The sequence below is a fragment of the Serratia sp. G204Y genome, assembly GCF_051172435.1.
In the GTDB taxonomy this organism is placed as follows: Bacteria; Pseudomonadota; Gammaproteobacteria; order Enterobacterales; family Enterobacteriaceae; genus Serratia; species Serratia sarumanii.
Genome location: NZ_JBPIZA010000001.1, coordinates 852,941 through 873,442, shown reverse-complemented (window position 1 = coordinate 873,442; position 20,502 = coordinate 852,941). Strand labels below are relative to the sequence as shown.

Below are 20,502 nucleotides of genomic sequence, written 5' to 3'. Positions count from 1 at the left end.
TATCTCCTTGTTAAGTCCGCCGCCAACGCGCTCCGCGGCTGCATCGACGGCTCTCCTCATTAATGCTGTGATGTTCCGACCATAGGCCGGAGATGAACGGGTATGAAAATGCAGACGTGGCGATGAGCGGCAGAGCGCAAATCATTCACCACGAAAATGCATACCAAAAAATCATTTAATATTATGATATTTAAAGGATTTTAACTCACAAACTTATCAGCAGGGCATGATGAGCGCAAGAAGAGATGGGGGGCAGTGCGACAGAGAAACAGCGTGAAACGGGCACTGCGTCTTCGCAAGACATAAAAAAAGCCCCGGCAAAACGCCGGGGCCTGGTACTTGCGCGATCGCCGAGGGCTCAGTGACACGCAAAGGGGTCTTACGGCCCGGAAACCGGTTTTCAAACGCGGTTAGCTGCGTGTTTATGCGCTTTGCGCCAGGGGATCAACCAAGGCCAGCGCGTTTTTCATCGCCTCCACCATTTCGCCATCCACGCAATAATGGCTAAATTCGTCAAACTCGTTATCGGAGCACATGGTGACGCCCGCCTTGCGGTAACGCATGGTCGACGGTACCAGATGGCCGGAAGAGCTGTGCAGTTCATGCAGACCGATGTCGACAAACTTGTGCAGATTGCTGAGGCGCACACCGGCACCCGCCATGATCACCGGGCCGTGACTGGCCTGGCGCAAATCTCGCAGCAGCGGCAGGCCCAGTTCGGCGCTCTGCTGTTGGCCGGAGGTTAGAATGCGCGCTACGCCCAGCTCGGTCAGTTGTTCCAACGCCACCATCGGGTTTTGGCACATGTCGAACGCGCGATGGAACGTCACCGCCATGCCCTCGCACAGCTTCATCACTTCGCGCATGCGCGGCAGATCGATGTGCCCTTCTTCGTCCAGCATGCCGACCACTACGCCGGGGAACCCCATCTCGCGGATCTGGCGGAGATCCTGTTTGATCACCTCGAAATCCACCGCGCCGTAGCAGAAATCGCCACCGCGAGGACGAACGATCGGATGCACCGGGATCGCCACCCGCTCGCGCGCCAGACGCAGCGTGCCATAACTCGGCGTCAATCCCCCCTCGCTCTGGCTGGCGCACAACTCGATACGATCGGCGCCTGCCCGTTCGGCCGTCAGCGCGCAGTCGACGCTAAAGCAACAAACTTCCAGTTTTATCATTGTCACCCCCAGATAACGGCCAACATACGGCGGCAATTGTTCATTTCTTCATTTCTCACGTAGGCTCATGCTTAGGCATAAACCGGCTCAGGGTTGTAACTATGGCATTCAATTTTGATCAATGGGTAGACCGCAGTCACAGTGACAGCGTTAAGTGGGATAAATATCGCGACCGCGACATCATTCCGCTTTGGGTCGCCGACAGCGATTTCACCTCACCGCCGGCGGTGATCGAAGCCTTGCAGCGTCGCGTGGCGCACGGCGTATTCGGCTACACTCACCCATCCCCTGATCTTATTGAGGTTTTTACCCGCCGCATGGTAGAGCGCTACGGCTGGCACATCAAGCCTGAATGGATCATTTTCCTGCCTGGGCTGGTGTGCGGCCTGAACCTGTGCGTGCGAGCCTGCACCGAAGAACACCAGAGCACGCTGGCCCCCTCGCCCATTTATCCGCCGTTCCGCAAAGCGGCCAAATTCGCCGGGCGTAAGCACCTCTCGGTGCCGCTAACGGCGGTAGGCCAACGCTGGGTGTTGGACTTCCCCGCGATGCGTGATCGGCTTAGCGGCAACGAGAAGCTTCTGTTGCTGTGCAACCCGCAGAATCCCGGTGGCACCGTTTATCGCCGGGATGAGCTGTTGCAGCACCATCAGTTCGCTCGCGAGCACGATTTAATCGTCTGTTCCGATGAAATCCACTGCGAGCTGCTGCTTGAACCCGGCGTGCGGCATACCCCTTTCGCTACCCTGAATGACGATGCGGCCCAACGCAGCGTGACGCTGATGTCGCCGTCAAAAACGTTTAATCTTGCCGGGCTGGGCGCTTCACTGGCGATCGTTCCCAACGAAGCGCTGCGACAAAGGCTGAAACGCGCGCGCAGCGGCATCGTGCCGGAGGTCAATCTGCTGGCGCTGGTGGCAGCGCAGGCGGCTTATCAATACGGGCAGCCCTGGCTGGACGAGCAGCTGATTTATCTACGTGCCAATCGCGATCGGCTGATCGAGCGCATCAACGCCATGCCGGGGTTGACGGTTTTGCCAATCGAAGCCACCTACCTGGCGTGGATAGATTGCAGCGCTTTACCGGTGGACAACCCGCATCAGTTCTTCGAACGCGCGGGCGTAGGATTAAGCGCCGGTTTGGATTTCGGCGATCGGCGCTTTGTGCGGCTTAACTTTGGTTGCCGGTGGGCCCTGCTCGATGAAGCGCTCGATCGCATGGCGCGAGCCTGTGCGGCACTGCCCGGCTAACCTTGTTCGCTGGCGACGATATCTCGAATGGAATAAGGATGAAACTTTATCGTCACCGTTCCGTCGGTGATGGCCAGCGTCGGGTTCGGTAGTCGTTCGCCCTCGCCTTTTGGCGAGCTTTGCTTCAGTTTGATCCCCGGCGCCAGCAGCGCTTCATCGGCAAGGTGGCTCAACGCCCGGGCGTGCAGCGTCTGCGGATCGCCACTGAGCACTAATTCGACGTGTTCCCAACCTTCGTGCAGATAGCGTTTCTCCCCGGGATACGGCAGCTCGACGCAGTCTATCTGCCACGGCCCCACGGCCAGCGGCTGCGACAAATCGAACAGACAGATAGGTCGCCCGTTGATCATCGACTCGGACAGCAGTGTCCCACACTGCATCAGCCCCTGGCGCCAGCGTTCGGCAGTGGCATTCTGATGACAGCGCAGAGAGATGTGATCGGCGGTAAACGCGGCCAGATCAAGCCGCAATTTGGCGGCAAATTGATGCAATGCCTGCTCGAAACGCGGCAGGTCAAGCACCAGGTCGTCCAGCTCGGCAATGGCCTGCAAGGGGGTGCTCATAGAAACCTCAAAACAACGGAACGCATGTGAAACGCCGTAATTTACACGGTGGCGACAGCGCTCGCCAGCATTGCGAGGTTTTTCGGCGGCAGTTCAACATGATTTTTGGTTGCGAACAGGGAGAATAAAAGCCGGATTTTTATTAAGGTGACAGCTTATTAAATCAACGGAAAAATAAAAAATAAGATTTTTCGCAAGACATTATACCTTTTCTTTATGACGCTATGATTTAAGTTATTTTGCACAAAATCCTCTGCAGGCCATTGGTCAAGCCGATTGAATCGCTGGGTTTAATCAAAACGACTCACTTATCAATGTCGCACAAATCCGCAATCACAACCCATTGTAAAAAAAGAAAATAAAACGCATTAATTGATTAAAAGCTAAGGATTATCTTAATTTAACCCCAGACAATTGATTCACCAAGACAACTCGGCTACTTTGGAGGAAATTTAAATTCGAGATGATCATTATGTTATTGCTGACGATATCCTTGGTGTTGATAATTATCGCCGTATACGCCATCTACCGTCATTTCAAATCACGCAGCGTCAACACGCTGGATGCCGGTCGCCGCAATAAAAAGCGCTAGCTTCGCAACTCTCCCCTCCGTACATTCTGTTCAGCTCATTCCGCTTTTCACCTTCCGGCAATCAACGCGCCGCACCCAACAACTGTTTCATCGCAGCGGCCGCGCCAACTGCTGACGGACTCCGTCAGATCGGTTACAATTGCAGGCTGTTTTGTGGCGGTCGCCCATCGCGCCCGCCACCGTTGAATCCCACAGGGGCTGGCTTCAGCCCCTCGTTCGTCATTAAGGTAACCCGGTGAATATTCAGGTTCTTCTTTCAGATAAAGTCAGCCAGGCGCTGATCGCCGCTGGCGCGCCAGCCGATTGCGAAGCGCAGGTCCGCCCTTCCGCCAAGGCGCAGTTTGGTGATTACCAGGCCAACGGCGTGATGTCCGTCGCCAAAAAGCTGGGCATGCCGCCCCGACAGCTGGCGGAAAAAGTGGTGCAACTGCTGGATCTCGGCGACGTCGCCGGTAAAGTGGAAATCGCCGGTCCCGGCTTTATCAACATTTTCCTGAACAGCGACTGGGTCGCCCGCCAGGCCGACCAGGTGCTGCACGCACCGAAACTGGGCATTGCGCCGGTTGAGCCGCAAACCATCGTTATCGACTACTCCGCGCCGAACGTGGCGAAAGAGATGCACGTCGGCCATCTGCGCTCCACCATCATCGGCGACGCCGCGGCGCGTACCCAGGAGTTTCTGGGCCATAAAGTGATCCGCGCCAACCACGTCGGCGACTGGGGCACCCAGTTCGGCATGCTGATTGCCTACCTGGAAAAAATGCAGAACGAAAACGCCAGCGATATGGGCCTGTCCGATTTGGAACAGTTCTATCGCGAAGCCAAGAAGCATTACGACGAAGACGCCGAGTTCGCCGAGCGCGCGCGCGCTTACGTCGTCAAGCTGCAGGGCGGCGATCAGTACTGCCTGAAAATGTGGCGCAAGCTGGTCGACATCACCATGGCGCAAAACCAGCTGACTTATAACCGCCTGAACGTCACGCTGACCGAAGACGACGTGATGGGCGAAAGCCTGTATAACGCGATGCTGCCGGGCATCGTCGCCGATCTGAAAGCCAAAGGGCTGGCGGTGGAAAGCGAAGGCGCCACCGTGGTGTTCCTCGACGAATACCAGAACAAGGACGGCGATCCGATGGGCGTCATCATCCAGAAAAAGGATGGCGGCTATCTCTACACCACCACCGATATCGCCTGCGCCAAGTACCGCTACGAAACCCTGGGCGCCAATCGCGTGCTGTATTACATCGACTCCCGTCAGCATCAGCACCTGATGCAGGCCTGGACCATCGTGCGCAAGGCCGGTTACGTGCCGGAGTCCGTCTCGCTGGAACACCACATGTTCGGCATGATGCTGGGCAAAGACGGCAAGCCGTTCAAAACCCGCTCGGGCGGTACGGTGAAGCTCTCCGATCTGCTGGATGAGGCCATCGAACGCGCCGAACAGCTGATCGCCGGCAAAAACCCGGACATGCCGCAAGACGAAATGAAGACCGTGGCTCGCGTGGTCGGCATCGGCGCGGTGAAATACGCCGATCTGTCGAAAAGCCGCACCACCGACTATGTCTTCGACTGGGATAACATGCTGGCCTTCGAAGGCAATACCGCGCCTTATATGCAATACGCCTATACCCGCGTGGCATCGGTATTCAAGCGCGCCGGGATCGACGAAAGCAGCCTGACGCTGCCGCTGACGCTGACCGAAGAGCGTGAAATTGCGCTGGCTACCCGCCTGCTGCAGTTCGAAGAGGTGCTCACCACCGTCGCGCGTGAAGGCACGCCTCACGTCATGTGCAGCTACCTGTACGATCTGGCCGGCCTGTTCTCCGGTTTCTACGAGCACTGCCAGATCCTGAACGCCGACAGCGAAGAAGCGCGTCAGAGCCGCCTGAAGCTGGCGCTGCTGACCTCGAAAACGCTGAAAACCGGTCTGGATACGCTGGGCATCGAAACCGTCGAACGCATGTAAACCGCACCGCGCGGAAAGCAAAAAGGTCGCCTGGGCGACCTTTTTTTGTTCTTGCTTTCGGCTCAGGCGGCGCGGCGCGCAAAGTCGCGCGGGCGGAAGCCCAACCCTACCAGCACGCCAAAGTAGGCCACCACACCGGCCACCACCACCGCAGCCAAACGCAGCAAACGTTCCAGCATATTGCCCTGATCCCAGGCCGGCATCAGCCACATCACGCCAATCAGCACCGCCGACATCACCAGCACGGCGATCACCAGCTTGGTGAGGAACAGCGCCCAACCCGGCTGCGGCTGGAAGATCTTCTGCTTGCGCAGCTGCCAATACAGCAGCGAGGCGTTCAGGCAGGCCGCCAAACCGATCGACAGCGCCAGGCCGGCATGCTTCAGCGGGCCAATAAACGCCAGGTTCATCACCTGCGTCATAATCAGCGTGATGATGGCGATCTTGACCGGCGTTTTAATGTCCTGCCGCGAATAGAAGCCCGGCGCCAGCACTTTAACCACGATCAACCCCATCAGCCCAACCGAGTAAGCCACCAGCGCGCGTTGCGTCATCGCCGCGTCAAAGGCGCTGAACTTGCCGTACTGGAACAGAGAAACGGTCAATGGCTTGGCCAAAATGCCGAGCGCGATGGCGCTCGGCAACGCCAGCAGGAAGCACAGACGCAGCCCCCAATCCATCAGGCGCGAATACTCGTCGTGGTTGCCGCTCGAGAAGCTTTTGGCCAGCGACGGCAGCAGGATGGTGCCCAGCGCCACGCCCAGCACGCCGGAGGGAAACTCCATCAGGCGGTCGGCGTAGTACATCCAGGACACCGAGCCGGACACCAGGAACGAAGCGAAAATGGTGTTGATGATCAGCGAGATTTGGCTGACCGACACCCCGAGGATCGCCGGCCCCATCTGGCGCATCACTCGCCAGACCCCGGCATCGCCCAGCTTGAGGCGCGGCAGCACCAGCATGCCTATCTTGCGCAGATGCGGCAGCTGATAACCCAGCTGCAGCACGCCGCCCACCACCACCGCCCAGGCCAGCGCCAGCACCGGCGGGTTGAAATACGGGGCGGCGAACAGCGCGAAACCGATCATGCTGACGTTAAGCAGCGTTGGCGCAAAAGCCGGGATCGAGAAGCGGTTCCAGGTATTGAGGATCGCCCCCACCAGCGACGCCAGTGAGATCAACAAAATATAGGGGAAGGTGATGCGCAGCAGCGCCGACGTCAGGGCAAACTTGTCGGGCGTATCGGTAAAGCCCGGCGCAGTAATGTAAATAACCCAGGGCGCGGCCAGCATCCCCAGCACCGTCACCACCGCCAGCACCAGCGTCAGCAGCCCGGAGACATAGGCAATAAAAGTGCGCGTCGCCTCTTCACCCTGCTGGCTCTTGTATTCGGCCAGGATCGGCACGAAGGCCTGCGAAAACGCCCCTTCGGCAAAGATACGGCGTAACAGATTCGGGAGTTTGAACGCCACGAAAAAGGCGTCCGTTGCCATGCCGGCCCCGAACACGCGCGCGACGATCGCATCGCGGGCAAAGCCCAACACCCGCGAAAACATCGTCATCGAGCTGACGGCAGCCAAGGATTTGAGTAGGTTCATGTGGTTGTCTGATAGGTACCGTAAATATCAACGCCTGCAACAGCAGGCGTCAGTGAAACAATCGGCTCAGTTTACGCATCCGGAAAAGAATAGCTACCGCCATATGTTACATAGAGTTATCCCGCAGCAAACGCTCGACCACCCGCTGGGCGGCCAGCGCCTGTTCGCCGCCGGTTTCCGGCGCGCTCTGATTGGCGACGGCATCAAGGAAATGCCGCACCGCCCCGTCGAAGCCGCGTTGCACCAGCGTGCTTTGCCAGCCCGGCACCGGCTGCTCCAACTCGCCCTGCGCATCTTCACGCAGCCAGTGGCGCATATCGGTCAACTGATACAGCGCGCCGTCGGTCACCGCCTGCACGCTTTCGCGCTGGCTGCCGCCGCGGCGATGCATACTGGTCGTCACATGCGTGTCGCCGCAGGCGAAGTGATGCTCGGCGTACAGCATTTCACCGGCGGCGTTGGCGCGCAGGCTGCCGCTCAGCAGTTGCTCCCGCCCGCCCGCCAGCCACAGCGCAGTGTCCACCACGTGCAGGTAATCATCCAACAGGGTAAAACGCAGATCGTGCGGGCCGACGCTGTCCGCCCGATGTTTATCCATGCGAATAGAGGCCGGCTGATTCATTCGCTGTTTGAGCTGCCGGTAAAGCGGCGCGAAACGGCGGTTGAACCCCACCATCAGCGTTTTGCCTCGCCGCTCGGCCTGCTCAAGCAGCTGCTCGCCCTGCTCCAGCGTCTCCGCCAGCGGTTTATCGACGTAAACGTGCACGCCGCGGTTCAGCAGCTCGCCTATCACCGAAAAATGGCTGGCGGTGCTGCTGTGAACAAAGACCGCATCGCACTGTTCGGCCAGGCTGTCCAGACGGGAGAAACAGGCCATACGGTAGCTGTCGCACAGCGGCTGGGCTTTTTGCTGATTGGGCGAAAAACCGCCCACCAGCGTCCAATCCGCCGCCTGGCCGAGGATTGGCAGATACGCCTTCTGCGCGATACTGCCCAACCCCACCACGCCTACACGCAATTTAGTCATTCGCATCCCTCGTCAACAGCTGTTGCAACTGCCGTTTCAGCTCCGCCACTTCGCTTTCCAATGCGCTGACTCTGGCGCTCAGTTCGCCGTCGTCCTCAGCGTCGAACGCCGCCGGCGGCGCTTCATCAATCTGGCCGCTGAACAGATGCATGAACCGGCTTTCGCGCTTGCCCGGCTCACGCGCCAGGCGCACCACGAACGGGCCATCTTCGCGCGTGGCCAGTTGCTGCAGCACCTGTTCGACCTCGCTGACATCGCTGAACTCGTGCATCCGATTGGTGCGGGTGCGCAACTCGCCCGGCGTTTGCGCGCCGCGCAACAGCAAGGTGGCGATCACCGCCAGTTCGGCAGGCGAGAGTTTCAGCTGGCCGAACTCGGAGTTGCAAAACCGCTGTTCGTACTTCACCACCCGATTGCCGAACCCGCTGAGGGTGCGCAGGAAATGTTTGCGCAGCAACAGATCGAGCAGTTGCTGCACTTCGCTTTCGCTCAGGTCCATCACCGGTTCGCGGTTGGTTTTTTGGTTGCATGCCAGCGTAATGGCATTCAGCGAAAGCGGGTATTGATCCGGTGTCGTGACCTGTTTTTCCAACAGGCAGCCGATAACCCGAGCCTCTCTGGCGTTCAATTCATATTTCATCGTTTGGCCTCAACGTGGGGGGAGCCACTCTTTATTGGTGTATGCCGTCAAAACGTGGTCTTGCCACTGGCCGTCGATCAGCAGGTAATCCTTGGCGTAACCTTCGCGTTCGAATCCCAGACGCGTCAGCAATGCGCCGCTGCGCTGGTTGTGTGGCATATAGTTGGCCATGATGCGGTGCATGCGCTGTTGGCGCAGCATATAGCGGATGGCGGACTGCAAGGCTTCGAACATCAGCCCTTGCCCCTGCCACTTTTCCCCCAGCGAATAGCCGAGGAAACAGGCATGAAACGAACCGCGCAGCACGTTGCTGAAGTTCGCCACGCCGCGCACTTCCTGCTCTTCTGGATCGAGCAGGATAAAATAGTAGGCGTTGCCCTGCTTTTGCATTTCGGTGATCATGCCCAGACGCGCCTGCCAGCCGGAAGGATAACAGTGGCTTTCGTCGCGCACCGGCTCCCAGGGTTTGAGAAAGGCTCGGTTCTCGGCATAATAATCCGCCAGGCGATAGGCATCCCGTTCATGCACTAAACGGACCACCATCCGGTCGGTTGTAAGACGTACTTTTGGCGATGCAGAGCGATAGCCGAACATCATTTCCCCCGCAGTCAAAACGGTTCGATAAGAAGTATTTATTAGGAAGCCGAGCGGATCATTATCCTGTGCCGATCTTTTGCCATGGTTTTATTTTGCCAATAGCACCGCAGAACTGCACTTCCCTGCATTCAATATAACCGTAGCCCGCCCCCGAGGTAAAATACCGGCCGCTCAGTAAATCGCCGAATACGCGTTTTACGGCGTTTTTCCGCCAATTTTGCTGCTCAGGTAACACCTTGACGATAAAAAAATATTATCTATGCATCCCCTGTCGCCGTACGGGAATTGGGTAGAGAATGGAAGCGTTGTTCCCCCCTCTTTCTTTAATTGCTCATGGTGAAGCATGTCTCTGGTGTCGCAAGCGCGCAGCTTGGGTAAATATTTTCTGTTGCTCGATAATCTGCTGGTGGTTTTAGGCTTCTTTGTCGTTTTTCCGCTTATTTCGATCCGCTTTGTCGATCAATTAGGATGGGCGGCGCTGATCGTCGGCATCGCACTGGGTTTGCGCCAGCTGTTGCAACAAGGGCTCGGCATCTTTGGCGGCGCCATCGCCGATCGCTTCGGCGCCAAGCCGATGATCGTCACCGGCATGTTGCTGCGCGCCGCCGGTTTCGCCACCATGGCGATGGCCGATGAACCCTGGATCCTGTGGTTCTCTTGTGCCCTGTCCGCCCTCGGCGGCACGTTATTCGATCCGCCGCGCACCGCTTTGGTGATCAAACTGACCCGTCCGCACGAGCGCGGCCGTTTTTTCTCGCTGCTGATGATGCAGGACAGCGCCGGAGCGGTGGTCGGCGCGCTGATCGGCAGTTGGCTGCTGCAGTACGATTTCCACTTTGTCTGCTGGGTCGGGGCGGCGATCTTCGTGCTGGCCGCCGGCTGGAACGCCTGGCTACTGCCGGCTTACCGCATCTCTACCGTGCGTATACCGATGAAGGAAGGCATGCTGCGGGTCCTGCGCGATCGCCGTTTCCTCACCTATGTCCTGACGCTGACCGGTTATTACATGTTAGCGGTACAGGTGATGCTGATGATGCCGATCGTGGTCAACGAAATCGCCGGTTCACCGGCGGCGGTGAAATGGATGTATGCGATTGAAGCAGCGCTGTCGCTATCGCTGCTCTATCCGCTGGCGCGTTGGGGAGAAAAACACTTCCGGCTTGAGCAGCGCCTGATGGCGGGTCTGTTGCTGATGACGCTCAGCCTGCTGCCGATCGGTCTCGCCACCAGTTTGCAGGGCGTGTTCACGCTGATCTGTTGCTTCTATCTGGGATCGATCATCGCCGAACCGGCGCGCGAAACGCTGAGCGCTTCGCTGGCCGATCCGCGTGCGCGCGGCAGCTATATGGGCTTTAGCCGCCTGGGCCTGGCGCTGGGCGGCGCGTTGGGTTATACCGGCGGCGGTTGGATGTACGATACCGGGCGGACGATGAACATGCCGGAGCTACCCTGGTTGCTGCTGGGGGCAGTGGGCTTCGCTACGCTGCTGGCGCTGTACTGGCAGTTCAGCCCGCGGCGCAGCGCGTCGATGATGCTGCACCGCGGTTGACGCCATAGAAATCCGGCCGAATCGGCAACAGCTGCTATCCTGTTAGTAAAAACACCCACAGGAGCCCGTCGGCATGAGCGAAGAAGCAAAATTACCGCAACTACTCGAACATATGATACTGAACTTGCGCATGATTTATGCGCGTTCCACCTTGGTGGAAAAGGCACTGGCCCATATCCTCGCCAGCGACGCCGGCCTGAAAAACGATATTATCAAACAGCTGCAGGTCGTCACCGCCACCAACGAACGTGACAGAATCGACCTCGAAGAAGCTCGCAATCACCTGATCGATGTGCTCAACTCAGTACCGGCCAAGAAATAACGCCTCCTAGCCCGCGCTGGCGCGCGGGCAATATCGCAATAACGCACCATCCAACACACGCACGTCAAGACAGCCTCGATAAGCTGTGGTAACTATTGCTGTTAAAACCTGACAACCCGGAGCAAGCATGAAACTGTTCATTTACGATCATTGCCCATTCTGCGTGAAAGCCCGCATGATTTTTGGCCTGAAACGTCTGCCGATTCGCTTGGTCACATTGCTCAACGACGATGAGACGACCCCGTTCAACCTGATCGGCCAAAAAATGGTGCCTATCCTGGTCAAAGACAACGGCGATGCGATGCCGGAAAGCCTGGATATCGTGCGCTATGTCGACAACCTTGACGACAAACCGGTGCTGACCGGCCGCACCAACCCGGCCATTGCCGAGTGGCTGCAGCGGGTCGGCGGTTACAGCGCAAAATTGCTGTTGCCGCGAATTGCGCATGCCGATTTCGAAGAGTTTGCCACCGACAGCGCCCGCCGTTACTTTATCGATAAAAAGCAGGCGTCTATCGGCGATTTTGCCGAGCATCTCGCCAACAGTGCCGATCTGATCGCCCAGTTGGAAGCCGACCTGCAAACGCTGTCGCCGCTGATCGCCTCCGCCGACGCGGTGAACGGCGAACTGTCCGAGGACGATATCCACCTGTTCCCGCTGCTGCGCTCATTGTCGATCGTCGCCGGCGTTGCGCTGCCGGATAACGTGGAAGCCTACCGCAACCGCATGGCGCAGCGCAGCGAGGTGCCGTTGCTGCTGGATATGGAACAATAACGTTCAAGAATGACAAATAAGGATATGGCGTACTGATGTTGAAAATGGTGCTCGCCACCGCTCGCGATCGGGCGCGGCTGAAGGAAATTACCTCCGTTCTGATTCGTTATGGCCTGCAAGACGTTCTGCGTCTGCTGGGCCTGGGGGCTTTGCTGCGCGGCGCCCGCGCTGAATCCGCCCAACAGGACGCACAAACCCTGCCTGAGCGGCTGCGCGAAGCGCTCGAGGCACTGGGCCCTACCTTCGTCAAATTCGGTCAGATCCTGGCCACGCGTTCCGACCTGCTGGATCCGGCCTGGACCGACGAACTGGATCGTCTGCACAGCCAGGCAGCGGTGTTGCCATGGGAAACGCTGGCGCCGCAGATCGTTGCCGACCTGGGCGGCGAACCCGAGCGGCTGTTCGCCGAATTCGATCGTACGCCGCTGGCGGCGGCGTCGATGGCGCAAATCTACCGCGCACGCCTGCACAGCGGCGAACAGGTCGTGGTCAAAGTGCTGCGGCCCGGCCTGGCGAAAACCATCCACGCCGATCTGCGGCTGCTGGCCTCGCTGGCGGAAACCGTGGAGCAGCAGAGCCCCGCGCTGGCGCGCTATCGGCCGCGGCAGATGGTCAGAGCGCTGGCGACGGCGCTCAATCATGAACTGGATTTGACCCACGAAGGGCATAACTGCGACCGCGTCGCCGGGATGTTTGCGCGTCAACCTGACGTCGTCGTGCCGAAAATCTATTGGCAATGGTCTTCCCCGCGCCTGTTAGTGCAGGAATACTTGCCCGGCACCGCGCCGGAAAACCCTCAGCAGCTGGCGGCAGCGGGCTTTGACGGCCCACTGCTGGCGCAACGCGGCGCCCGCGCCTTTATGAGCATGGTACTGGAGCATCGGCTGTATCACGCCGATCCCCACCCCGGCAACGTCATGGCGCTGAGCGGTGACCGCGTCGGCTTTATCGACTTCGGCATGGTGGGCCAGCTGTCCGAGCGGCGACGCAATCAGTTGCTCCTGCTGCTGCAGGCCATCGCCGATCGTCAGTCCGAAGGCATCGTCAACACGCTGATCGCCTGGTCGGACAGCGAACCGCTGGATCTGATGGATCTGGAGCTGGCGGCGCAAAACTTCCTCGACAAACAGGCCGCCGCCACCCTGACCTTGGGCAAGGCCCTGACCGATCTGCTGGTGATGGCGCGTGAACACCAGCTGGCGCTGCCGCCCGATCTGGTGCTGCTGTTCAAGGCGTTAATCACCGCCGACGGCGTGCTGCACCGATTGGATCCGGCCTTTGACATCGTGGCCACGCTCAAACCGATGCTGCAACAAACCGTGCTGCAACGCTATGCACCCGCTGCCGTGCGCCAGCGGTTGTTGGCCCTGGGCGGGGAAGCGCTCGACGCCGGAGAGGAGCTGCCGCAAACCCTGCGGCTATTGGTTCGCCGCCTAAAACGCGGGCGGCTCAATGCCGATATCAACGTCAGTAATCTTGGCCAGTTGAGCAAAGCGCTGGAACGCGCCGCCGTTACCCTGGCTATCGCCATCGTCACCGCCGCTTTTGCCCTGGGGCTGGCGCCTTATCTGATGCATTCGTCGCTGCGGCTGTGGGGCATTCCGCTGTTCCCGCTGTTGGGGGGCGCAGCCTGCCTGGCCGGCGTGGTGCTCTTGGCGCTGCGATTGCGGCGCTGACGCTTTCGGCGTTATCCGATAGGTGTCGCCCGCTTTTGCGCGCACTATCCTCTGCACATCGCCTTCTGCCGTTTTCACGCGCAGGTGGAACGTTTATAATGATTAATCAATTATCTGCAGCACTTTTCGCCAGCAGTCGCAATGAGGCATTAATGAAGAAGATCCTGATGGGCGCAGCCGCCCTGCTGTTCGCCGGCGTATTGGCCGGTTGCAATCAACTGACCCAGTACACTCTGAGCGAGCAGGAAGTGAATGATTACCTGCAAAAACACAACGACTATCAGAAGCAGATCGGCGTGCCCGGCCTGGTGGACGCCAACATCGTGCTGACGCAGCTGCAAAGCCAGATCGGCCGCAGCGAGCCGGGTAAAGTCACCCTTTCCGGCGACGCCAAGGTCAACATCACGTCGATTCTCGGCCCGCAGGCGGCGGATCTGAAACTGACGCTGAAAGCGCAGCCGGTGTACGACCGTGCACAGGGCGCCATTTATCTGAAAGACATGGAACTGACCGATTACAGCGTGCAGCCGGAAAAAATGCAGACGGTGATGAAAGCGCTGACGCCATATCTGAACCAGTCGCTGAAGTCTTATTTCGACCAAAAGCCGGCTTATGTGCTGAATCCTGACAACAGCAAAACCGAAGCGCTGGCGAAAAAACTGGCGAAGGGATTGGAAGTGAAACCGGGTGAGTTGGTGATACCGTTTAGCGACTGACCGCGTCTTGATGCATCAAGCCCGCCGCCAGGCGGGCTTTTTATTGCGGAAAACGATTACTGCGGCGCGCTGTAGGCGATCTCGCCGGTGTTGCAGTTGAGCGTCACGTTGTAGGTTTTATCCACTTTGGTGCCACGCACCGTCAGCGGCACCTGCCATACCTGCTCCTTGCCGGTGATGGCATCCGGGCTGACCCAGGCGATCGGGGTAGCGGTGCCCAGCAGTTTTTTGTCCGCCTCCCAGCGCGTAATGCGATTCTGCAAGAAATCACGCTTGACCTGGGCGGCGATATCCGCCGGCTGCAGACCGGCACACTGCCCCACCTTGGCGGTGCGTTGCTCTTGATCCTGCGCCCACACCGCAGTCGATGCTCCCATCATGGCCAACAAGGCGATAGCCAAACCCGTTTTTTTCATATGTCCTCCCGTTGTGATTAGCGCTATCCGGGCGCCCATCCCTGGCTCACAACAGGGTTTCGGCAAAGAGTTACCGTTTGACGAACTCGATGACAAACAGCGCATCCAGGCCCGGATAGATTTCCTTGATCACCTGCTTCAGTTCGCCGAGCGACATGTTCTCCTGCTGTGCATGGCGTTCGGTCAGCGCATCCAGGCGCACCGGCGTTACCGACAGCACTTCGATAAAGCAGAAAAATACGCCGTCTTCATTGCGGCTTACGCGCAATACCTCGCCCGGTTCGAAGTGCGACTCACTGGCATCCCGAATGGTGATGGTTTTGCGCCCCGCCAGAATGTCTTGCTCAAAGCGGCTGAAGAAAGTTATTTCACGGCTCATTTTAGATCCTTTTTCATCACAACACCGCAACATAAGCCATTATGCCGCTTGCTTTTCTGACGCAGATCCCTCTTTTGAGTTAGAGACCGTTTTTTTCGCTTTCGCTTCCGTCGGTTTTTTGCCGGTTTCCGCCGGTGATGCGCCGCGCAGGATCAGCCCCAGCGCATCCTTATTCTCCGCCAGGAAGAAGCTCAGCCCTTCGCGCTGTTCGTCGTCCAGCTTCAGCGGCGCCTGTTGCAACCACTCTCCGAGGTTATCCGCCAAATCCAGCATTTTGTCGTAGGCGTCGGCTTCTTTCTTGCTCGCGAAAGTCATTTTTTCCTCACCGTTTCTCACCACCACATATTTAACTTCAACCGCCATGCGTGCGTCCTCAAATGCTCAAACAACTGTAAATACATACAGCATAAATGAATGGCGGCGGGAAGGCAAACCGCCGCCCGCCTTCGGCTTATTTCAGCAGCCGCACCTTGCAGCTCTTGCCTTTGATTTTGCCCTGTTGCAGCTGTTGCAGCGCCTTGCGCGCGCTGGCTTTACGGATCGCGACGTAGGCATGCACCGGGAACATGTCGATCTTGCCCACTTCCGCCGCCGTCAGCCCGGCATCGCCGGTCAGCGCGCCGAGGATATCGCCGGGGCGGATCTTCGCCTTGCGGCCGCCGTCGATGCACAGCGTCACCATCTCCGCCTCCAGCGAGCCGTTGGCGGCCCCGCTCAGCTCGGACACCGGCGCCCAATCGACGGTCATCTGCAGGTAGTCTTCAATCGCATGCGCCCGCGCCATTTCCTGCGGCGTGCACAGGCTGATCGCCAGCCCGCTCATGCCGGCACGGCCGGTACGGCCAATACGGTGCACGTGCACTTCGGGATCGAACGCCAGTTCGTAGTTAACCACCAGCTCCAGCTCTTTGATGTCCAGCCCGCGAGCGGCGACGTCGGTCGCCACCAGCACCCGGCAACTGCGGTTGGCGAAGCGCACCAACACCTGGTCGCGATCGCGCTGCTCCAGATCGCCATGCAGCGCCAATGCGCTGATGCCGCGGGCCTCCAGGGCCTCAAACACCGTCTGACAATCGCGTTTGGTATTGCAGAACACCACGCAGGACGCAGGTTGATGATAACGAATGGCCGACACCAGCAGCGCCGGGCGCTGATCGCGCGTGGTCTCATAGAAGCGTTGTTCGATGGCGGTCTGCGCTTCGTCATCGCCCACTTCGACGCTCAGCGGCTGGCGCTGAACGCGTTCGCTGATGCATTCGATACCCGCCGGATAGGTGGCGGAAAACAGCAGCGTCTGACGCTGCGGCGGCGTGTAGCTGATCACATCGTCGATATCGTCGGCGAAGCCCATGTCCAGCATGCGGTCGGCCTCATCCAGCACCAGCACCTTCAGTTCGTCCAGCAGCAGCGTTTTCTTGCGCAGGTGCTCCTGAATGCGCCCCGGCGTCCCCACCACGATGTGCGGCGCGTGCACCAGCGAATCGAGCTGCGGCCCCATCGGTTGGCCACCGCACAGCGTCAGGATTTTGATGTTTTGCGTGAAACGCGCCAGGCGACGCAACTCTTTGCTCACCTGATCGGCCAATTCGCGGGTGGGGCAGAGCACCAGCGCCTGCGTGGCGACCTGAGCGACGACGATATTATTCAGCAGACCAATGCCGAACGCCGCCGTTTTGCCGCTGCCGGTTTTCGCCTTGGCGCGCACGTCCCGCCCTTGCAGAATGGCGGGCAACGCGGCGGCCTGCACCGGCGTCATTTTGGCGTACCCCAGTTCGTTGAGGTTGGCCAACTGTTCGGCTGGCAGCGGCAGGGAAGAAAAAGAAACTGTGCTCACGGCGATAACTCTTATATGACGAATGGAATGGCGGCGCGCCCGCAGGTTGGCGCCGAATCAGCGGCAAATGATAACAGAGATGGGCGGCGTTACGGGCAGCGGGCATAAAAAAACCCGCCGGCGGCGGGTTTCTTGGCGGCTCCGTCGTTAAATGGCGACGACGTTGGCTGCGGCAGGGCCACGTTGGCTGTCCTGGATGGAGAACTCAACCTGCTGGCCTTCAGCCAGGGTCTTGAAACCATCGCTAACGATAGCGGAAAAATGAACGAAAACGTCTTTAGAACCGTCGGCAGGCGTGATGAAGCCGAAACCTTTGCTTTCGTTGAACCATTTAACGTGACCAGTGATCTTGCTCATTTGTGTTTCCTTTACTTGATAAACCTGCCTTGACGGCACGAGACGCGAAAACCATGCTATATGTAGGTCTTCTTTCGTCGTCGGTTATTAACGCATAATCGCCCATGCAGGGCAAATATTTCTGCTTGTTATAAAAACAGCAAGTTAGCAACAAACTTAGCGCAGCGGCTGCGCACGCAATCGTTTTCGTATATACTGCCCGCCGATCATCAATCCGCTTACTTTCACCGATCCAGGTACGAAACTATGTTAACGATTGGAACCGCCCTGCGCCCTTCCGCCACCCGCGTTATGTTGCTCGGCTCCGGGGAGCTGGGCAAAGAAGTCGCCATTGAATGCCAGCGCCTCGGCCTGGAAGTGATCGCCGTCGATCGCTATCCCGACGCCCCCGCCATGCACGTGGCGCACCGCAGCCACGTCATCAATATGCTGGACGGTGACGCGCTGAAAGCCGTTATCGAACAAGAGCGGCCGGACTATATCGTTCCCGAAATCGAAGCGATCGCCACCGCCATGCTGGTCGAGCTTGAACGCCAGGGCCACCGCGTGGTGCCCTGCGCCGAAGCCACGCGCCTGACCATGAACCGTGAAGGCATCCGCCGCCTGGCGGCGGAAGAGCTTGGCCTGCCCACCTCCAGCTACCGCTTTGCCGACAGCAAGGCGACTTTCCGGCAGGCGGTCGAGCACATCGGCTACCCGTGCATCGTCAAACCGGTGATGAGTTCTTCCGGCAAAGGACAAAGCCTGATCCGCACGCCTGAGCAACTGCAAAGCGCCTGGGATTACGCCCAACAGGGCGGCCGCGCCGGCGGCGGCCGGGTGATCGTCGAAGGGCTGGTAAGATTTGATTTTGAAATTACCTTGTTGACCATCAGCGCCGTGGACGGCGTACATTTCTGCGCGCCGATCGGCCATCGTCAGGAGGATGGGGACTATCGCGAATCCTGGCAGCCGCAGCGCATGTCAGCCGCGGCGTTAAGCCGCGCTCAGGCTATCGCGGAGAAGGTGGTGAAGGCCCTGGGCGGTTTCGGCCTGTTCGGCGTGGAGCTGTTCGTCTGTGGTGACGACGTGATCTTCAGCGAGGTGTCTCCGCGGCCGCACGATACCGGCATGGTCACGTTGATCTCACAGGATCTGTCCGAGTTCGCCCTGCACGTTCGCGCATTTCTCGGGTTGCCGATTGGCGCCATCCGCCAGTTCGGCCCTTCCGCTTCGGCGGTGATCCTGCCCCAGCTGACCAGCAGCGATGTGCGCTTCAGCGGCCTGGAAAACGCGCTGCGCGGGCACAGCCAGCTGCGCCTGTTCGGCAAACCGGAGATCGCCGGGCAGCGTCGCCTGGGCGTGGCGCTGGCGACGGCGGACACGACGGAACAGGCGGTGGAGCAAGCGAAACAAGCCGCTGCCGCCGTGGCGGTCAACGGCTGATACTCACGGGGCCGCTTGCGCGGCCCCGATAACGTCAATAGTCTTCGTCTTCTTCAACATCGTCATTCCGCGACGCCTCCGGGGCGGCCTCATGCTGCTCGTCTTCATCATCGTCATCGAACAGTACCGCAACCTGAGCGCCCTGATGCTTCTCGCGAATTTCCTGCGCAACGCGAGCAATGGCTTCACCGCTGCTCATGCCCTGCTCCATCAGTTGATGGATGCGATCCGCCGCTTCCTGCTGCTCCGCGTGACTCAGTAATGGCATACCTGCATGCATGTGTCGTTTTCTCCGGCAAAAGGGAGAAGGAGTATACGCGCTAACGCGGCGGATCCCAACGTCTTGTGGCTCAGGCCGGTTGCGAGCAGCCGTTATCGCTGCGCCACTGCTTCAGCCGATGCAGCCACAGCATGACATGCCACCCCTGTTTCAGACCGCGCGCATTGGCGAACATCGCTCTGTCGATGCCGCGCTGATAGAACTCTTCGGTGATCTGACTCTGGGCAGCCGGATCCGGCTCACGACGAATGCTGTGGCAAATGCCCAGCGCTTCGCGGGTGATTTGCCAATGGAAAGCCGGGCGAATGGCGACAGTGCCGGCATAGCGCCGGTTGAGCCGCTCCAGCATCTCGACGATTTTCATATAGTGGCGTTGATAATCCACGTTCGCCTGACCGGTGCGACGGCGGTTGCTGATCGATTTGTCGTGCACCCGTTGACGGTACAGCGGCGTGCTTAAATATTTGACCCGTTTGGCATTAAACATGACTTCCGTTGTCCAGGGAATATCCTGGTGATGCAATCCCGGCTCGAAATAAAGGCGATGCTGGCGAATAAAGTCGAGGCGATATATTGCCAGCCATACAACGTGAATAAACTTTCGCGATTTCAACGCACGTTCAAACCACTGTACGCCGGTGATAACGTCGGTGGTGCGCAAACGCGCCTCGGGAAAAATCGGCTGCAATTCATCCTGGCTGGTGAAATAGCGTTCGCCATTGCATTGCATCACGTCTAATTGGTGTTGTTCCGCCTGTTCCAGCAGCGTGGAATACATGTCCGGCGCCAGCACATCGTCGGCATCGGGAAACGCCACATATTTGCCTCGGGCAACGGCGAGCCCGGCATTGCGCGCGTTAGAAACACCGGCATTGGCTTGATCGATCACACGAATATGCGGATGCGCCGCCGCGTAACGGTGTGCGATCTCCCCCGAACCGTCGGTGGAACCATCGTTGACGATGATCACCTCCAACCGCTGCTCACGCTGGGCCAGCAGCGAGGCCAGGAAAGGCTCCAATAATTCCCCCGCATTGTGCATCGGGACGATCACGCTCAGCATTAACGACATAGGCAGCTCTTTAATGATAATGTAACAAAATAATAATTTTACTTTTCTAAAAGACGCATAGGGTTCAGCGCACGCTGAAATAGCGTGACGCCTGCAAATTCCCGCAGCGGCTAATGGAACCGAACCTGTTTTTCTTTATTTAAACCAGCGCCAGAAAGCGCTGAGTAATTAACCCATTAATTCCAAAGGGCGGCGACGCTGGCTAAAATCAGGCAAAAACACGCCGCTCCGCATCTAATAACAAGCAGAAATAATAAATTTATGAAATTAACGAATCTTTTTTTATA

At 58.6% G+C, this 20,502-nt stretch carries 21 protein-coding genes; 8 read left to right on the top strand and 13 right to left on the bottom strand.

What is annotated here, in order from left to right:
* Positions 1 to 422: 422 nt before the first annotated feature.
* Positions 423 to 1,181 (bottom strand): copper homeostasis protein CutC, encoded by a 759-nt coding sequence (gene cutC, locus ACSBQQ_RS04300; protein ID WP_038877351.1) that lies wholly within the window; start codon positions 1,179 to 1,181, stop codon positions 423 to 425.
* A gap of 101 nt (positions 1,182 to 1,282) precedes the next feature.
* On the opposite strand from cutC, the gene ACSBQQ_RS04295 reads away from it, so the two are divergent.
* The gene (locus ACSBQQ_RS04295; RefSeq protein WP_060423937.1) at positions 1,283 to 2,431 is read left to right on the top strand and encodes a MalY/PatB family protein; all 1,149 of its coding nucleotides are present in this window, start codon (positions 1,283 to 1,285) and stop codon (positions 2,429 to 2,431) included.
* Here the strand turns inward: ACSBQQ_RS04295 and ACSBQQ_RS04290 are convergent.
* A complete protein-coding gene (locus tag ACSBQQ_RS04290; protein ID WP_435012625.1) occupies positions 2,428 to 2,994 on the bottom strand; it encodes a VOC family protein in 567 nt (188 codons plus the stop codon). The two genes, ACSBQQ_RS04295 and ACSBQQ_RS04290, sit on opposite strands and share 4 nt — an antisense overlap.
* Positions 2,995 to 3,821: 827 nt before the next feature.
* On the opposite strand from ACSBQQ_RS04290, the gene argS reads away from it, so the two are divergent.
* Complete coding sequence (argS, locus tag ACSBQQ_RS04285; RefSeq protein WP_060425847.1) at positions 3,822 to 5,552, top strand: arginine--tRNA ligase; 1,731 nt, start codon at positions 3,822 to 3,824, stop codon at positions 5,550 to 5,552.
* Between the two features lie 62 nt (positions 5,553 to 5,614).
* On the opposite strand, the gene murJ is transcribed toward argS, so the two are convergent.
* The 4 genes from murJ to rimJ all read right to left on the bottom strand — a co-directional run bounded on the left by murJ (position 5,615) and on the right by rimJ (position 9,411).
* The gene (gene murJ, locus ACSBQQ_RS04280; protein ID WP_033654412.1) at positions 5,615 to 7,150 is read right to left on the bottom strand and encodes a murein biosynthesis integral membrane protein MurJ; all 1,536 of its coding nucleotides are present in this window, start codon (positions 7,148 to 7,150) and stop codon (positions 5,615 to 5,617) included.
* 106 nt (positions 7,151 to 7,256) lie between these two features.
* Positions 7,257 to 8,177, bottom strand: a complete 921-nt coding sequence (locus tag ACSBQQ_RS04275; RefSeq protein WP_060425849.1) for a Gfo/Idh/MocA family protein — start codon at positions 8,175 to 8,177, stop codon at positions 7,257 to 7,259.
* Positions 8,170 to 8,817, bottom strand: a complete 648-nt coding sequence (locus tag ACSBQQ_RS04270) for a YceH family protein (RefSeq protein ID WP_060426077.1) — start codon at positions 8,815 to 8,817, stop codon at positions 8,170 to 8,172. The genes ACSBQQ_RS04275 and ACSBQQ_RS04270 overlap by 8 nt, the downstream gene beginning before the upstream one ends.
* Positions 8,818 to 8,826: 9 nt before the next feature.
* Positions 8,827 to 9,411 carry a ribosomal protein S5-alanine N-acetyltransferase gene (rimJ, locus tag ACSBQQ_RS04265; protein ID WP_033648129.1) on the bottom strand — a complete coding sequence of 195 codons (585 nt, stop codon included), beginning with the start codon at positions 9,409 to 9,411 and terminating at the stop codon, positions 8,827 to 8,829.
* Positions 9,412 to 9,757: 346 nt separating this feature from the next.
* On the opposite strand from rimJ, the gene mdtH reads away from it, so the two are divergent.
* The 5 genes from mdtH to ACSBQQ_RS04240 all read left to right on the top strand — a co-directional run bounded on the left by mdtH (position 9,758) and on the right by ACSBQQ_RS04240 (position 14,452).
* Positions 9,758 to 10,963, top strand: a complete 1,206-nt coding sequence (gene mdtH, locus ACSBQQ_RS04260) for a multidrug efflux MFS transporter MdtH (RefSeq protein WP_033647663.1) — start codon at positions 9,758 to 9,760, stop codon at positions 10,961 to 10,963.
* 73 nt (positions 10,964 to 11,036) lie between these two features.
* Entirely contained in the window at positions 11,037 to 11,285 is a 249-nt protein-coding gene (locus tag ACSBQQ_RS04255; protein WP_033647664.1) for a hypothetical protein, read from the top strand.
* A gap of 127 nt (positions 11,286 to 11,412) precedes the next feature.
* Positions 11,413 to 12,060: a glutaredoxin 2 gene (gene grxB, locus ACSBQQ_RS04250; protein ID WP_060427950.1), complete on the top strand. Its 648-nt coding sequence runs from the start codon at positions 11,413 to 11,415 to the stop codon at positions 12,058 to 12,060.
* 35 nt (positions 12,061 to 12,095) lie between these two features.
* Positions 12,096 to 13,736, top strand: a complete 1,641-nt coding sequence (locus ACSBQQ_RS04245) for an ABC1 kinase family protein (protein ID WP_033647669.1) — start codon at positions 12,096 to 12,098, stop codon at positions 13,734 to 13,736.
* Between the two features lie 152 nt (positions 13,737 to 13,888).
* Positions 13,889 to 14,452, top strand: coding sequence for a lipoprotein (locus ACSBQQ_RS04240; protein WP_004927555.1), 564 nt, complete (start codon positions 13,889 to 13,891; stop codon positions 14,450 to 14,452).
* A 56-nt stretch (positions 14,453 to 14,508) separates the two neighbouring features.
* Here the strand turns inward: ACSBQQ_RS04240 and yebF are convergent, their stop codons facing one another.
* From yebF to cspE, 5 genes are all read right to left on the bottom strand, one after another.
* Positions 14,509 to 14,868, bottom strand: a complete 360-nt coding sequence (yebF, locus tag ACSBQQ_RS04235; protein WP_043147583.1) for a protein YebF — start codon at positions 14,866 to 14,868, stop codon at positions 14,509 to 14,511.
* Between the two features lie 70 nt (positions 14,869 to 14,938).
* On the bottom strand, positions 14,939 to 15,247 hold the full coding sequence (yqfB, locus tag ACSBQQ_RS04230; RefSeq protein WP_004927562.1) for a N(4)-acetylcytidine aminohydrolase: 309 nt from the start codon (positions 15,245 to 15,247) through the stop codon (positions 14,939 to 14,941).
* Between the two features lie 39 nt (positions 15,248 to 15,286).
* Positions 15,287 to 15,610 (bottom strand): YebG family protein, encoded by a 324-nt coding sequence (locus ACSBQQ_RS04225; protein ID WP_033654419.1) that lies wholly within the window; start codon positions 15,608 to 15,610, stop codon positions 15,287 to 15,289.
* A gap of 88 nt (positions 15,611 to 15,698) precedes the next feature.
* Complete coding sequence (dbpA, locus tag ACSBQQ_RS04220; RefSeq protein WP_049211964.1) at positions 15,699 to 17,081, bottom strand: ATP-dependent RNA helicase DbpA; 1,383 nt, start codon at positions 17,079 to 17,081, stop codon at positions 15,699 to 15,701.
* A gap of 147 nt (positions 17,082 to 17,228) precedes the next feature.
* Positions 17,229 to 17,438, bottom strand: a complete 210-nt coding sequence (cspE, locus tag ACSBQQ_RS04215) for a transcription antiterminator/RNA stability regulator CspE (RefSeq protein ID WP_004927572.1) — start codon at positions 17,436 to 17,438, stop codon at positions 17,229 to 17,231.
* Positions 17,439 to 17,684: 246 nt separating this feature from the next.
* On the opposite strand from cspE, the gene purT reads away from it, so the two are divergent.
* Complete coding sequence (purT, locus tag ACSBQQ_RS04210; protein ID WP_060427948.1) at positions 17,685 to 18,863, top strand: formate-dependent phosphoribosylglycinamide formyltransferase; 1,179 nt, start codon at positions 17,685 to 17,687, stop codon at positions 18,861 to 18,863.
* A gap of 34 nt (positions 18,864 to 18,897) precedes the next feature.
* On the opposite strand, the gene ACSBQQ_RS04205 is transcribed toward purT, so the two are convergent.
* Both ACSBQQ_RS04205 and ACSBQQ_RS04200 read right to left on the bottom strand, forming a co-directional pair.
* Entirely contained in the window at positions 18,898 to 19,143 is a 246-nt protein-coding gene (locus ACSBQQ_RS04205; RefSeq protein ID WP_049211962.1) for a YoaH family protein, read from the bottom strand.
* A gap of 70 nt (positions 19,144 to 19,213) precedes the next feature.
* Positions 19,214 to 20,215 carry a glycosyltransferase gene (locus ACSBQQ_RS04200; RefSeq protein ID WP_049211961.1) on the bottom strand — a complete coding sequence of 334 codons (1,002 nt, stop codon included), beginning with the start codon at positions 20,213 to 20,215 and terminating at the stop codon, positions 19,214 to 19,216.
* Between the last annotated feature and the right edge of the window lie 287 nt (positions 20,216 to 20,502).